Consider the following 14214-nt stretch of genomic DNA (forward strand, 5'->3'; position numbering starts at 1 on the left):
GGCACGACTCACGCACCGCTCGCGAAAGGCAGCTGATGGCCACCGACGACACCACCTCCGACAAGCCGTCCTCGGCACCGACCCCGCCCTCGGCACCGACCCCGCCCGACGCGCCCACTGCGCCTCCGACACGTCCGGTCGAGGGGGCGCCCTCCGCTTCGCCGCCGCTGCCCCCCACGGCCTTCCCGGGGGCTGCGTCCCAGGCGCCCGCGTCCTCGCCCTACGCCGGGGCCGGGGCCCCTCCGACGGGGTCGGCACCGTACGGCGCTCCCCAGGGGTCGCCGGCGCCGCAGTCCCGCCCGGGGCAGGTCCCGCCCGGTGCGCCCCAGCCGCCTCGGCCGCCCTACGGTCAGCCGGGTGCCCAGCCTCCGGCGGGCTACGGGCAGCCTCACGGGTACGGGCAGCAGCCCGGGTACGGGCAGCAGCCGCAGGGGCCCCAGCAGGGCAACGGCCAGCAGGCAGGCTACGGCCAGCAGCCGACCGGCCAGCAGTCCTACGGTCAGCAGTCCTACGGTCAGCAGACGGGCTATGGCCAGCAGCCCTACGGCCAGCAGGCAGGCTACGGCCAGCAGCCGACCGGTCAGCAGCCGACCGGTCAGCAGCCCTACGGTCAGCCTCCGACCGGCCAGCAGACGGGCTACGGCCAGCATCCGGCCGGTCAGCAGTCGGGCTACGGCCAGCAGCCCTACGGCTCGCCCTACCCGCCCTACGCGTCGGCCGGGGCCGCGCAGCCGCCGCGAATCCTCAGCCTGCTGTCGATGATCGGCTCGATCGCCGGGCTCGTGCTCGCGCCGGTGACGTTCGGGCTGTCGATCGTGGCCTCGATCGCCGGTGTCGTGCTCGGTCACCTCGGCATGTCACGCGAGCGTCCTGCTCGTGGCTTCTGGCTCGCGGGACTGATCGTCGGTTACGCCGGCATCGTGCTGATCGTGATCGGCTGGGTGGCCTTCGGCCTCTTCATCGCCGGTTTCTCGTCGAGTTCGGACTACTACGGCGGGTACTGACCCGCGCCTCGCCTCGGTGACGCATCGAGTGGGCGGAAGTCGTCGTTCCCGCGCAGGCGGATGACGCTTTCCGCCCACTCGTCCGTCACGGCAGGGGTGTCGAGCCGGGGCCCGGAAGGCTCAGACCAGCCGCTCGCAGAGAAGTGCCGTGTGCCGACCGGCGACCCGGGTCAGCACGAGGGTCGCCGACCCGGTCCCCTGCAACGAGAGCCGTTTGCGGAACGTCGCGGGGTCGACGTCGACCCCGCGCTTCTTGATCTCGAGGCGCCCGATGCCGCGCGCTCGCAGCTCGCGCTTCAGCGTCCGCTCGTCGAGCGGGAAGGTCTCGAGCACGCGGAAACCCTGGGCGAAGGGGGTGTCGACCCGCGCCTCCGTCGTCAGCCAGGCGATGTCTCGGCTGATCATGCGGGCGCCGATCGAGCGTGCGAGGTCGCCGATGAGGCGGGCCCGGATCACGGCACCGTCGGGCTCGTAGAGGTATTCGCCGAGGTCGCCCGTGTCGACGTCGTCGGAGTCGGCCGCGGCCGTCAGCTCGGCCGCCCCGGATGCGCTGACCACCAGCGCCGACCGGCCCACCCCCGGCCGTGCGAGGGGACCGAACCACACGCCGACCTCGACCACGTCGCGGTCGACCGAGATCCACTGGCACTCGGCGTCGGTCGGCAGCAGCTCGCGGTCGACGCCCGGACCGAGCTTGACGCCGGTGGGCAGACGCTCGGCGAAACCGAACGCGACGTCGAGGCCGGGCGACCAGTCGGCCGGGTCGGCGAGTCGCTTCGTGGCGTTGTGGCCGGACGTCCGGCGGGCAGGGTCGAGGAAGACCCCCTCGACGCCCCCGAGGTCGGTCGTCTCGGCGTCGCCCTGCTCGACTCGTGACGACGGCCACGGCGCGAGGTTGTACGAGGCCACGGCCGCGGTGACCTCGTCTCGGTCGACGGCGAGAACGTCGAGGTCGAGGGCGGCGAAGGCCAGGGCGTCACCACCGATTCCGCAACCGAGGTCGGCCACGCTGCCGAGGCCGGCGGCGGCGTAGCGACCGGCGTGGCGTGCGGCGACCGGGAGGCGCGTGGCCTGTTCGAGGCCCGCCTCGGTGAACAGCATGCGGCTGGCGAACTCGCCGAACTTGGTCGCGGCCCGGCCACGGAGTCGGGCCTGCGTGAGCACCGCCGACACGAGGGCGGGGGAGTGGCCCTGCTTCCGCAGCGCGGCCACGGTGCCGACGACGTCGTCGGCGATGCCGCCGCCCGTCGGCAGCGAATCGAGCAGCCGCAGCCCCTCGGGGGAGAGGACTTCGAGCAGCTCGGAGGAATCCATGTCGTCCAGTGTGACGCACGCGGGCCGGGGAGTTGGCACTCGGATTGACCGAGTGCCAGTCTCGTCCTACAGTTGTTCTGGCACTCGCCCCCGGCAAGTGCCAGCCCCCATGTTTTCGTAGCACCGAGAAAGAAGAGGTCACCCGTGTCGGTCAGCATCAAGCCGCTCGAAGATCGCATCGTCATTCGTCAGGTCGAAGCCGAGCAGACCACTGCTTCGGGCCTCGTGATCCCCGACACCGCCAAAGAGAAGCCCCAAGAGGGTGAAGTGGTGGCGGTCGGACCGGGCCGCATCGACGACAACGGCAACCGCGTGCCGCTCGACGTCGCCGTCGGCGACAAGGTCATCTACAGCAAGTACGGCGGAACCGAGGTGAAGTACGGCGGAGAAGACCTGCTCGTGCTCTCGGCTCGCGACGTCCTGGCGGTCATCGTCCGCTAGCGCCTTGGCACGGCTGAGACCGTGCCCCGCGACCTCGGTCGCGATCCCGAAGGCCCCTGCTCCGGCAGGGGCCTTCGTCGTGTCACCGGCTCGCCGAGCGGTCGTCCGCTTGTCCCCGGGCGTGATCGTCCGTCGATCGATCCACGGTGGCAGGAGTGGCCGTTCCCGCCGGGTGCGCAGCCACCTAGAGTCGCCTGGTGACCTCGACCCGCGCCTCCTCGTCCCCGACCACGCCGACCTCGGGGCTCGGCGTCGCCGGGGCCGGCGGGGCCGGCCTGGCCTACGCCCTGGGGGCGTACGGGCTCTGGGGCGTCCTGCCGGTCTACTTCTTGCTCCTGGCACCTGCCGGCCCGTTCGAGATCGTCGCCTGGCGGGTGCTGTTCTCGCTCGTGTTCTGTGCGGTGCTGCTCGTCGTGACCGGGGCTCTGCGTTCGTTCCTGGCCCTGCTGCGGCAGCCGCGCGTGGTGGGCACCATGGGGCTGGCCGGGGCGTTCATCGTCGTCAACTGGACGGTCTTCATCTCGGCGACCCTCAGCGGGCACGTGGTCGAGGCGGCCCTCGGCTACTTCATCAACCCGATCGTGACGGTCCTGCTCGGCGTGGTGGTGCTGAGAGAACGCCTCCGCACGACCCAGTGGGTGGCCGTCGGGCTGAGCGCCGTCGCCGTCCTCGTGATCGCCATCGGGTCGGGCAGGCCGCCCGTCATCTCGCTCGTGCTCGCTTTCTCGTTCGGGCTCTACGGTCTGGTCAAGAAGCAGGTCGGCGGCCGGGTCGACGCGGTCGGCGGGCTCACGCTCGAGACATTGTGGATCGCGCCGTTCGCTGCCGCGACCTTGATCGTCCTGCATGTGACGGGCCTCGGGGGCGGCGTCGTGCTCGGCAGCGTGAGCGTCGGGCACACCGTCGCCACGATCGGCACCGGCGTGATCACCGCCGTGCCCCTGTTGCTGTTCGCTTCGGCGACGCGGCGCCTGCCCCTGACCACCGTGGGGCTGACGCAGTACCTCGCCCCGGTGCTGCAATTCGTGGTCGGGGTCGTCGTGCTCGGCGAGCACATGTCGGTCGCACGCTGGGTCGGCTTCGCCGTCGTCTGGGTCGCGTCCGTCGTGCTCACGGTCGACATGGTCCGCGTGGGGCGTCGGTCGCGACGACCGCTCGCCGTGGCGCCGACGACCTAGAACCGACCATCTCTCGCAAAGTCACGAATGGCTAACGAAACGTCACTTTGACGTCGAGAACACACGCCAGAAACATTCGACCCCTAGTTTCGGACCAATCGCGGCAGGTTCGACCGCCACCGGTCGGGCTGCACTGCCGCTGTCCACGAAAGGGTTCCACGGATGATCCGATCCAGCACCGCCCTCCGAGCACTGGCTCTCGCCGGCGCAGCCTCCGTGCTGCTCGCTGCCTGTTCGACGGCATCTCCCTCCGACGACGCCTCGTCGTCGTCGTCGGCCAAGGCCGATCCCGCCGCGAAGTGCGAGGTCGGGACGCCCAGCACCGATCCGTTCGCGATCGGCACGATGCTGCCGTTGACCGGAACCCTGGCCTACCTCGGCCCGCCCGCCATCGCCGGGGCGAACCAGGCCATCAGCGACATCAACGCCGCCGGCGGAGTGCTCGACCAGCCCGCCGAGATCTCGACCAGCACCGACTCGGGCGACAGCAACGACATGACCGTGTCGAGCAACGCCGCGACTCAGCTGATCGACGCCGAGGTGCCCGTCGTGCTCGGGGCCGAGTCGTCGAGCGTCACGCTCAACGTGGTCGACCAGCTCACCAGCAACTGCATCATCGAGATCTCGCCCGCCAACACGGCGAGCTCGCTCAGCGGATACTCGTCGTACTACTACCGGACGGCTCCGCCGGACTCGGTCCAGGGCTCGGCGCTCGGTCAGCAGATCACCGCCGACGGCAACGCCAACGTCGCGTTCCTCGTCTTCAACGACACCTACGGCACGGGCCTCCGCGACTCGACGCAGGAGTCGATCGAGAGCTCGGGCGGAACGGTCGTCTACGGCGGTTCGGGCAAGGGCGAAGAGTTCCCCCCCGGTCAGACCACCTTCTCGTCCGAGGTCTCGGCTGCCATCGCCGCCGAGCCCGACGCGATCGTGATCCTCGCCTTCGACGAGACCAAGTCGATCGTGCCCGAGCTGAAGAGCCAGGGCTGGGACATGAGCAAGGTCTACATGTCCGACGGCAACACGGCCGACTACAGCGCCGACTTCGACCCGGGCACCCTCGAGGGTGCCAAGGGCACGATCCCCGGTGCCGACGCCAGCGCCGACTTCAAGGCGAAGCTCGCCGCGGGGTACCAGCAGAGCGAGGGCCAGACGCTGGCCGACTACTCGTACGCTGCCGAGTCGTACGACGCCGTCATCCTGACCGCCCTCGCGGCGCAGGCCGGTGGCGGCACCGACGCCGGGACGATCCAGGCCAACATGGCCGCGGTCTCCGGCGCCAACGGGGGCACCTCGTGCACCACGTTCGCGGACTGCAAGACCGCGCTCGACGCCGGTGACGACATCCACTACACCGGCCCCTCGGGCATCGGACCGTTCAACGACAACAACGACCCGTCGTCCGCCTCGATCGGTGTCTACACGTTCGACGCCGACAACAAGCCCGTCTACCAGACCGGCATCGAAGGTCAGGTCGAATAACAGCACCACGCACCACGCACCACCGGGGCCCGGCACGAGTCATCGTGCCGGGCCCTTTGGCGTGCCGGGGAGGCGCGGTGCCGGGCCGCCAGGAAGGTCGCGACGTCCGCGTCCTCCGGCACACCGCGCCTCCTCGTCCCCGAGCCTGCGGGGCGCACGCACGAGGCCCCGACCACGCCAACGCGTGATCGGGGCCTCAGGACAGGACCTCAGGGAGGGCGTCAGGCGCCTTCGACGTCCTTCGCCAGGGTGCCGAGGTACAGCTCGATGACCTTGGGGTCGTCGGCGAGCTCACGACCGGTGCCCGAGTAGGCGTTGCGGCCCTGGTCGAGGACGTAGCCGCGGTCGCAGATCTGCAGGCAACGGCGGGCGTTCTGCTCGACCATGATGACCGAGACGCCGGCCTTGTTGATCCGGCGCGTGCGGATGAACGTCTCGTCCTGGCGCACCGGCGACAGGCCGGCGGACGGCTCGTCGAGCAGCAGCACTTTGGGGTCCATCATCAGGGCCCGGGCCATGGCGACCGACTGACGTTCGCCGCCCGAGAGCGATCCGGCCCGCTGGCCGCGACGCTCGGCGAGCACCGGGAAGAGGTCGTAGATGACCTCGAGGCGCTCGGTGAACTTCTTGGGCCGCAGGAACATGCCCATCTGCAGGTTCTCCTCGATGGTGAGCGAGGGGAACACGTTGTTCGTCTGCGGCACGAAGCCGACACCCGCCTCGACCAACTTGTTGGCCTTGAGGTTCGTGATGTCGGTGCCACCGAGGGTGACCGAGCCCGAGTGGATCTTGACCTGGCCGAAGAGGGCCTTGAGCAGCGTCGACTTGCCGGCGCCGTTCGGGCCGATGATGCCGATCAGTTCGCCGGGATAGCAGACGAGGTCGCACCCGTTGAGGATGTTCACGCCCGGCAGGTAGCCCGCGACGAGGTCCGTCGCGTTCATCACCGGCTCGACGCCGGCGAACTTCTCGGTGCCCGGGTGCTTGGGCGCGGTGGTGGCGCCCGCTCCGTCCTGTGCGGTGCTCATCGCTTGTCTCCGCTCTGCTGCCCGTCGGACAGCTGGTCGTCGGCCGCGTTCGTGGCCTGCGGGGTCGAGGGGTCGGGGTGGCCGGGAAGATCGCGTCCCGCGACCCCGCCCGTGGACGAGGAGGCGCTGGTCGTCTCGGCCGCGCGGGCCGCGTCCTCGCGGATCACCTCTTCTTCGAGTTGCTCGAGCGCGGCGTCGTCGAGCAGCGAGTCGTCGCCCAGGTCGGTGTCGTGGTGCGCGCCGAGGTAGGCGTCGATGACCGCCTGGTCGTCCATGACCGTGTCGGCCGGGCCCTCGGCGACGATGCGCCCCTCGGCCATGACGATCACCCAGTCCGAGATGTGGCGGACCATGTGCATGTCGTGCTCGACGAAGAGCACCGTGGTGCCGTCGTCGCGCAGGCTCTGGATGTGCCCGAGCAGCGATTGCGTCAGCGCGGGGTTCACGCCGGCCATCGGCTCGTCGAGCATGATCATGGCCGGGTCGCTCATCAGGGCGCGGGCCATCTCGAGCAGCTTGCGCTGGCCGCCCGACAGGCTGCCGGCGAAGTCGTCCTTCTTCTCGAGCAGCTTGAACCGGGCGAGCAGGTCCTCTGCCTTGAGTTCGATCTCGCGTTCGCGCTTCCGCCAGAGCGGCGCGACGATCGCGACGAAGAAGTTCTCGCCGGGCTGGTCCTTGGCACCGAGCAGCATGTTCTGCATGACGGTCAGCCGCGAGAGGGCCTTGGTCAGCTGGAACGTCCGCACCATTCCCGAGCGGGCGACCTTGGCGGCGCCTACGTTGCCCATGGCCTTGCCCTCGAAGACCCACTTCGCGACGCCGGCACCGCTGCGCTTGAACGCGGTGGGGGCCGACGAGGCCTTGTCGAACCCGGTGAGCAGGTTGAAGAACGTCGTCTTGCCGGCGCCGTTCGGGCCGATGAGGGCCGTGATGGCGCCGCGCTGCACCTCGACGTGTCCGACGTCGACGGCGGTCATGCCGCCGAAGCGTCGCACGACGTTGTCGACCGTCAGGATCGGGTCGGGCTTGGCCGAGCCAGGGGTCTTCTCGACCGTGGCGAGCTTGGAGCGCAGCACGGTGCGGTCGTAGTCGTACCCTTCGCGACGCGGCCGGGTGCTGCCGCTCGCCGTGAGGGGCGTGGTGGTGCTCGAGGTGTCAGACACTGAACGCCAACTCCTTCTTCTTTCCGAGGATGCCCTGTGGCCTGAAGATGATCAGCAGCATCAGGGCGATGCCGACGAGGACGTACGAGAACTGTTCGGCCTGCTGCCCGTTCATGATGCTCGACGGGATGAAGTCGCCGGCGAGGGTGCGCACCAGCAGGCGGGTCACGAAGAACAGGATCGCGCCGAGGACGGGCCCGAAGACCGTCGCCGCGCCTCCCAGCAACAGCGCGGTCCAGATGAAGAACGTCATGGAGCGGCCCATGCTGTCCGGCTGCACCGAACTCGGCAACACGTAGATGATGCCCGCGAGCGATCCCATCAGGGCACCGAGCACGAGTGCCTGCATCTTGTACGAGTAGACGTTCTTGCCGAGGCTGCGCACGGCGTCCTCGTCCTCGCGGATGCCCTTGAGCACGCGGCCCCACGGGCTGCGGCTGAGCAGGAACACCAGCAGGCAGAGCAGGGCGACGATGCTCCAGCCGACGATGCGGATCCACCAGCCGTTGACGCCGTTGTTCTCGTAGCTGAACCAGAGGATCGTGGTCTGGCCGTCGGGAAGCGGCGAGAGAGCCGTGAAGGCCTCGCGATACGAGGCGCCGGGGATGCCGTTCGATCCACCGGTCGTCGAGGTCAGGACGCTCGAGCGACCGACGTACCGGATGATCTCGGCAGAACAGATGGTGACGATGGCGAGGTAATCGCCCCGCAGCTTCAGGGTCGGCACACCGAGGATCAACGCGAAGACGAGCGAGCAGACCAGGGCGATGATGACCGCCAGCCCGAGCGGCAGGCCGTTGCTGATCGAGATGGCGAAACCGTAGGCGCCCAGCAGCAGGAACGCCGCCTGGCCCATGTTGATCAGTCCGGTGAAGCCGAAGTGGATGTTCAGGCCGATCGCCGCGATGGCGAAGGCGGCCGTCGTGGGCGCGAGGGCCTCGGCGCTCAGCGCCCGGAGGAGTTCGATGAAGTACATGGTCGTGTCCCCTTAGCCCACTCGTTCTTTTCGCCCGAAGATGCCCTGTGGTCTGAACACGAGGATCAGGATCAGGATCAGCAGGGCCGTCGCGTACTTGAAGTCGCCGGGCAGCCAGATGTTGGTCAGCTCGACGATGATTCCGATGATCAGCGAACCGACCAGGGCGCCGAAGGCCGTGCCCAGGCCTCCCAGGGTGACGGCGGCGAAGATCAGCAGCAGGATCTGCAGGCCGGTCATCCAGTTGACGCCGTTCAGCACGAGGCCGAGCATGACGCCCGAGAGCCCCGCGAGTCCGGCGGCCAGCGTCCAGACCAGGCGGATGATGCGGTCGACGTCGATGCCCGAGGCGGCGGCCAGGGCCGGGTTGTCCGACACGGCTCGCGTGGCGCGACCGGTGCGGGTCTTGAGCAGGAAGAGCCCGGTGCCGACGAGCACGACCACCGAGATCGCCATGGCGACGTAGGACTGCACCGTCAGCGTGACGCCCAGGAAGTCCACGGTCGTCGGGTTGGCCCGGTCGATGCGGACGGTGCCCGCGCCGTAGAAGTACTGGAACGCGTACTGCAGGGCGATCGAGAGGCCGATGGTCACGATCATCAGCTGCGTCAGGCTGAGCCGGCGTTTCCGCAGGGGTTTCCAGATCGCGAGGTCCTGGAGGTATCCGGTCGCCGCGCAGATCACCGTGCTCAGCACCGCGGCCAGGATCAGGGGCACCCCGATCGAGGTGAACGAGTACGCCAGCAGACCGCCGAGGGTCACCTGCTCACCGTGCGAGAAGCTGCTGAGGCCCGTCGTGCCGTAGATCAGCGAGAGGCCGATGGCCGCGAGGGCGAGCAGCAGGCCGAGCCTGATGCCCGAGGCGAACTGCTGGGCGAAGCGGTCCCAGTTGAAGCTCGTGGCGGCGGCCTCGCCGCTCGTGGCACCTTCTTCTGCGGTCAGGGCGAAGAGGGCGCTCGCCGTGGCCCCGAGGTTCACGTTGACGGTGCGCTCGGCGTTGTCGGCGTTCACCAGGAACTGGCCGTCGGGAAGCGTGTCCTGGTCGACCGTGACGGTGTAGCTGCCGGCCTCGGTCACCGCGATGCTCCAGCGGCCGGTGTCGTCGGTGGTCGCGGTCTGCTCGTCGCCGGCGGCGTTCGTCGCCGTCACGTCGACGCCCGAGGCGGGCTCGCGATCACTGTCGTTGATGGTGCCCTGGATGCACCCGGTCGCCGTGTCGGTCGTGCAGGCCGCGGCAGCGGCGTGGGCGGACGTCGGGACGAACGCGGTCGCCATGAAGGTCGCCAGGAGTCCGAGCAGTACGGCGGAGGCCGTCACGATCAGGGACTGCCGCAGCCGGGGCCGCGACGCGATGGTCGTCGAGAGTCTCACAAAACCTCCTGGTGGGAAGCGCCCCGTCGAGATTCGGGCGGTCTCGTTCTGCTCCCGGGGCGTCGTCGTCGCTGACAGTAACTCCGCTGTGTGTCGAGCATGTTTCAAGTGCAAGACGGAGTGGAGTCGGTACAGAATCCCCCATGTCGAGCGAGAATCACGAATCTTCCGTGTGTCGGATCGGTAACGGTGCCGATTCATTGCGTCCTCGGGGGCGGCGCTGCGCCTCCTCGTCGGCCGGCGGCCCGCCGACGACAGGAATGCAGGAGGCGCGGGCTGGGTTAATATCGACTACCGGACTCGACGGCGAACCGGTGCCAACCCACCCACCCTCATCTCGCTCCTTCGAAGGGGACTCATGGACCAGCCGGACCCGTTCGGATTCATCGGACTCACCTACGACGACGTCATGCTGCTTCCGGGCCGCACGGACGTCATCCCCAGCGAGACCGACACCTCGTCGCAGCTCACCAAGCGCATCCGGGTCGCGGTGCCGCTGCTCTCGGCGGCGATGGACACCGTCACCGAGTCGCGCATGGCCATCGCCATGGCGCGCCAGGGCGGCATCGGCATCATCCACCGCAACCTCTCGATCGCCGACCAGGCCGCGCACGTCGACAAGGTCAAGCGCAGCGAGTCGGGCATGATCACCAACCCCGTCACGACGACGCCCGACGCCACGGTGGCCGAGGTCGACGCGTTGTGCGGGCAGTTCCGCGTCTCCGGCCTGCCTGTCGTCGAGGAGGACGGCACGCTCGTCGGCATCATCACCAACCGCGACATGCGCTTCGTCTCGCCCTTCGAGATGTCGACGACGTTCGTCCGCGACGTCATGACCAAGGCGCCGCTGATCACCGCCCCCGAGGGCGTCGACCCGGACTCCGCGATCGCGATCTTCGCGCAGCACAAGATCGAGAAGCTGCCCCTGGTCGACGAGGCCGGCCACCTGCGCGGCCTCATCACCGTCAAGGACTTCGACAAGAGCGAGAAGTACCCCGACGCCACGAAGGACGACGAGGGCCGCCTGCGCGTCGGTGCCGCGATCGGCTTCTTCGGCGACGCGTGGGAGCGCGCCTGCGCCCTGCGTGACGCCGGCGTCGACGTCCTGGTCGTCGACACCGCCAACGGCGAGAGCTCGGGTGAGCTCGACATGATCCGCCGCATCAAGGCCGACGCGAGCTTCGCGCACGTCGACGTGATCGGCGGCAACGTCGCCACCCGCAGCGGTGCGCAGGCGCTCGTCGACGCCGGTGCCGACGCCATCAAGGTCGGCGTGGGTCCGGGGTCGATCTGCACCACCCGCGTCGTCGCGGGCGTCGGGGTGCCCCAGGTCACGGCGGTCTACGAGGCGTCGCTCGCCGCGCGCGAGGCCGGCGTGCCGGTCATCGCCGACGGGGGCCTGCAGTACTCGGGCGACATCGCCAAGGCCCTGGTGGCCGGTGCCGACACGGTCATGCTGGGCTCGCTGCTCGCCGGCTGTGACGAGAGCCCGGGTGACCTGGTCTTCGTGGGCGGCAAGCAGTTCAAGAACTACCGCGGCATGGGCTCGCTCGGTGCGATGCAGACGCGCGGCAAGAACACGTCGTACTCGAAGGACCGCTACTTCCAGGCCGACGTGCCGAGCGACGACAAGCTCATCCCCGAGGGTGTCGAGGGTCAGGTCCCCTACCGCGGCGCGCTCAACAACGTCGTGTACCAGCTCAGCGGTGGCCTGCGTCAGTCGATGTTCTACGTCGGCGGACGCACCGTCTCCGAGCTCAAGGCCAAGGGCAAGTTCGTCCGCATCACGGCGGCCGGGCTGAAAGAGAGCCACCCGCACGACCTGCAGATGGTCGTCGAGGCACCCAACTACCGCCGGTAGACCACAGCCGTCCCAGAAGCGGGCGAGTTCGTCGCACACGGTCGTCCCTGGGCGACCGGTCACGACGAACTCGCCCGTTCTCGTCGGACGTCGTCGAACGGGCCACCGGACGTCTCGTCCCCCACCCAGGAGGCGCGGGTCGCCATCCACAGAAGACGTCCGTCCCTCTCGTCGCCGGGCCGCGTTCCGGCACCGTGGTGTCGTGCTCATCACGCCGCGCCACCCCGATCTCCTGCTGAGCCGCGACCTGGCGGCACTGGGCCTGGACGACGCGCGGCTGCGAGTCGCCTGTCGGCGCGGCGACCTGGTCCGCGTCCGTCGAGGCGCCTACGTCGAGGCCGGCCGCTGGGCCGCGCTGGGGATCGAGGGGCGGTACCGGCTGACCGTCGTCGCAGCCGCCGCCTCGTGCCGGACCCGGGTGCTCGTCAGCCATGTCTCGGCCGCGGTGCTGCACGGTCTGCCGCTGGTGGGGGCTCCGCCCCGCCGGGTGCACGTCCTCGTCCCTCCTGCCGGCGGAAGTCGGCAGGAGCACGGGTTCGTCAAGCACGCACGCGACGACCACGAGCGCCCCGACGCCCTCGACGTCGAGGGCGTGCACGTCACGCCCCTCGACGCGACCATCGTCGACGTCTGCCTGACCGAGCCCTTCGTCCGGGCCGTCGTGATGACGGACCACGCGCTGCACCAGGGGGCGGTCACGCCCGAGTCGCTCGCGACGGAGTTCGCTCGGCGAGGCACTCGACGAGGCTCGAAGAAGGTGGCGGCCGTACTCGAGTTCGCGACTCCCCTCGCCGACCGCCCACTCGAGTCGATCAGCCGGGTCGGGTTCCGGCTGCTCGGGCTGCCGGACCCCGTTCTGCAGCACCCGCTCTTCGACGAGACGGGGCGACGGGTGGCGATCGTCGACAACTGGTGGCCCGGGTTCGGAGTCGTCGGCGAGTCCGACGGCCGAGTGAAGTACACCGATCCCGAGATGATGGCCGGCCGCACGACGGCCCAGGTGGTGATGGACGAGAAGGACCGCGAGGACGACATCCGGGCCCTGCCCGAGGTGCGTGGCTTCGCTCGCTGGGGCTGGGACGTCGCCCTCGACGTCCGCCGCCTCGGTCCCGTTCTCGCTCGCGCCGGCGTCGTGCCCCTCGGACCGACCGGACGGGCGACTTCGTCGTCGACGGTCGAGAACGACCGCCCGGGATCGACGAAGTCGCCCGTTCCCGCGCCGGGCGGGCCCGCCCGGTAAGGTGGCACGGTGACTGAGGTAGAGATCGGCGTCTCCAAGCGAGCCCGCCGCGCGTACGCGTTCGACGACATCGCCATCGTTCCGAGCAGGCGTACCCGCGACCCACGCGACGTCTCGGTCGGCTGGTCGATCGACGCGTTCCAGTTCGAGTCGCCGGTCATCGCCGCCCCCATGGACTCGGTGGTCAGTCCGGCCACGGCCATCCGCATCGGCCAGCTCGGCGGTCTCGGCGTGCTCGACCTCGAAGGCGTCTGGACGCGGTACGACGACCCCGAACAGGTCCTCGCCGAGATCCGTGAGCTGCCCGAAGAGGACTCGGTCGCCCGCATGCAAGAGATCTACAGCGAGCCGATCAAGCCCGAGCTCGTGCGCGACCGTCTGGCCGAGATCCGTGCGGCCGGGGTCACCGTCGCCGGTGCCCTCAGCCCCCAGCGCACCCAAGACCTGTACCAGACGGTCGTCGACGCCGGTGTCGACCTCTTCGTCATCCGGGGCACGACGGTCAGCGCCGAACACGTCTCGAAGAGCAGCGAACCGCTCAACCTCAAGAAGTTCATCTACGAGCTCGACGTCCCCGTCATCGTCGGCGGGGCCTCGACCTACACGGCTGCTCTGCACCTGATGCGCACCGGCGCCGCGGGCGTCCTCGTCGGGTTCGGGGGCGGCGCGGCCAGCACGACCCGCGCCTCCCTGGGCATCCACGCGCCGATGGCGAGTGCCGTGGCCGACGTCGCGGGTGCACGCCGCGACTACCTCGACGAGTCGGGCGGGCGCTACGTGCACGTCATCGCCGACGGGGGTCTCGGCACCTCGGGCGACCTGGTCAAGGCCATCGCCTGCGGCGCCGACGCCGTCATGCTCGGTGCCGCCCTGGCGCGGGCCGACGACGTGCCCGGTGGGGGGTACCACTGGGGTGCCGAAGCGCACCACCCCGAGCTGCCCCGCGGCCGTCGCATGCAGGTCGGCACGATCGGCTCCCTCGAGAAGATCCTCTACGGGCCCGCCACGACCGTCGACGGCACGTCGAACATCATGGGTGCATTGCGCCGCTCGATGGCGACCACGGGCTACAGCGACCTGAAAGAGTTCCAACGGGTCGAAGTGGTTGTGGCCCCCTACCAGCCTCACTAGCGTTTGATGGGGTGGTCCGGTC

The 14214-nt window shown here is 69.6% G+C and carries 12 protein-coding genes; 7 read left to right on the plus strand and 5 right to left on the minus strand.

The window, feature by feature from the left end; all coding sequences use genetic code 11:
* Positions 1-35: 35 nt before the first annotated feature.
* Complete coding sequence (locus HRF36_RS09005; protein WP_217271098.1) at positions 36-1004, plus strand: DUF4190 domain-containing protein; 969 nt, start codon at positions 36-38, stop codon at positions 1002-1004.
* Positions 1005-1124: 120 nt separating this feature from the next.
* Here the strand turns inward: HRF36_RS09005 and HRF36_RS09010 are convergent, their stop codons facing one another.
* Positions 1125-2318, minus strand: a complete 1194-nt coding sequence (locus HRF36_RS09010; protein ID WP_173209029.1) for a class I SAM-dependent methyltransferase — start codon at positions 2316-2318, stop codon at positions 1125-1127.
* 144 nt (positions 2319-2462) lie between these two features.
* On the opposite strand from HRF36_RS09010, the gene groES reads away from it, so the two are divergent.
* From groES to HRF36_RS09025, 3 genes are all read left to right on the plus strand, one after another.
* Positions 2463-2759, plus strand: a complete 297-nt coding sequence (groES, locus tag HRF36_RS09015; RefSeq protein ID WP_123519617.1) for a co-chaperone GroES — start codon at positions 2463-2465, stop codon at positions 2757-2759.
* A 197-nt stretch (positions 2760-2956) separates the two neighbouring features.
* The gene (rarD, locus tag HRF36_RS09020; protein WP_173209031.1) at positions 2957-3937 is read left to right on the plus strand and encodes an EamA family transporter RarD; all 981 of its coding nucleotides are present in this window, start codon (positions 2957-2959) and stop codon (positions 3935-3937) included.
* 162 nt (positions 3938-4099) lie between these two features.
* Complete coding sequence (locus HRF36_RS09025; RefSeq protein ID WP_173209033.1) at positions 4100-5422, plus strand: ABC transporter substrate-binding protein; 1323 nt, start codon at positions 4100-4102, stop codon at positions 5420-5422.
* Positions 5423-5643: 221 nt separating this feature from the next.
* Here HRF36_RS09025 and HRF36_RS09030 read toward each other — a convergent pair whose 3' ends face one another.
* From HRF36_RS09030 to HRF36_RS09045, 4 genes are all read right to left on the minus strand, one after another.
* Positions 5644-6366 carry an ABC transporter ATP-binding protein gene (locus tag HRF36_RS09030; protein ID WP_173209999.1) on the minus strand — a complete coding sequence of 241 codons (723 nt, stop codon included), beginning with the start codon at positions 6364-6366 and terminating at the stop codon, positions 5644-5646.
* 80 nt (positions 6367-6446) lie between these two features.
* The gene (locus HRF36_RS09035) at positions 6447-7526 is read right to left on the minus strand and encodes an ABC transporter ATP-binding protein (RefSeq protein WP_371740138.1); all 1080 of its coding nucleotides are present in this window, start codon (positions 7524-7526) and stop codon (positions 6447-6449) included.
* Positions 7527-7605: 79 nt separating this feature from the next.
* Positions 7606-8589, minus strand: coding sequence for a branched-chain amino acid ABC transporter permease (locus HRF36_RS09040; protein WP_173209036.1), 984 nt, complete (start codon positions 8587-8589; stop codon positions 7606-7608).
* 12 nt (positions 8590-8601) lie between these two features.
* The gene (locus HRF36_RS09045) at positions 8602-9960 is read right to left on the minus strand and encodes a branched-chain amino acid ABC transporter permease (protein ID WP_371740095.1); all 1359 of its coding nucleotides are present in this window, start codon (positions 9958-9960) and stop codon (positions 8602-8604) included.
* A gap of 358 nt (positions 9961-10318) precedes the next feature.
* On the opposite strand from HRF36_RS09045, the gene guaB reads away from it, so the two are divergent.
* The 3 genes from guaB to HRF36_RS09060 all read left to right on the plus strand — a co-directional run bounded on the left by guaB (position 10319) and on the right by HRF36_RS09060 (position 14192).
* Positions 10319-11821: an IMP dehydrogenase gene (gene guaB, locus HRF36_RS09050; protein WP_173209038.1), complete on the plus strand. Its 1503-nt coding sequence runs from the start codon at positions 10319-10321 to the stop codon at positions 11819-11821.
* Positions 11822-12023: 202 nt separating this feature from the next.
* Positions 12024-13061: a type IV toxin-antitoxin system AbiEi family antitoxin domain-containing protein gene (locus HRF36_RS09055; RefSeq protein WP_173209040.1), complete on the plus strand. Its 1038-nt coding sequence runs from the start codon at positions 12024-12026 to the stop codon at positions 13059-13061.
* A 9-nt stretch (positions 13062-13070) separates the two neighbouring features.
* Entirely contained in the window at positions 13071-14192 is a 1122-nt protein-coding gene (locus tag HRF36_RS09060) for a GuaB3 family IMP dehydrogenase-related protein (RefSeq protein ID WP_173209042.1), read from the plus strand.
* Positions 14193-14214: the final 22 nt, after the last annotated feature.

The sequence above is a fragment of the Frigoribacterium sp. VKM Ac-2836 genome (genome assembly GCF_013248995.1).
In the GTDB taxonomy this organism is placed as follows: Bacteria; Actinomycetota; Actinomycetes; order Actinomycetales; family Microbacteriaceae; genus Frigoribacterium.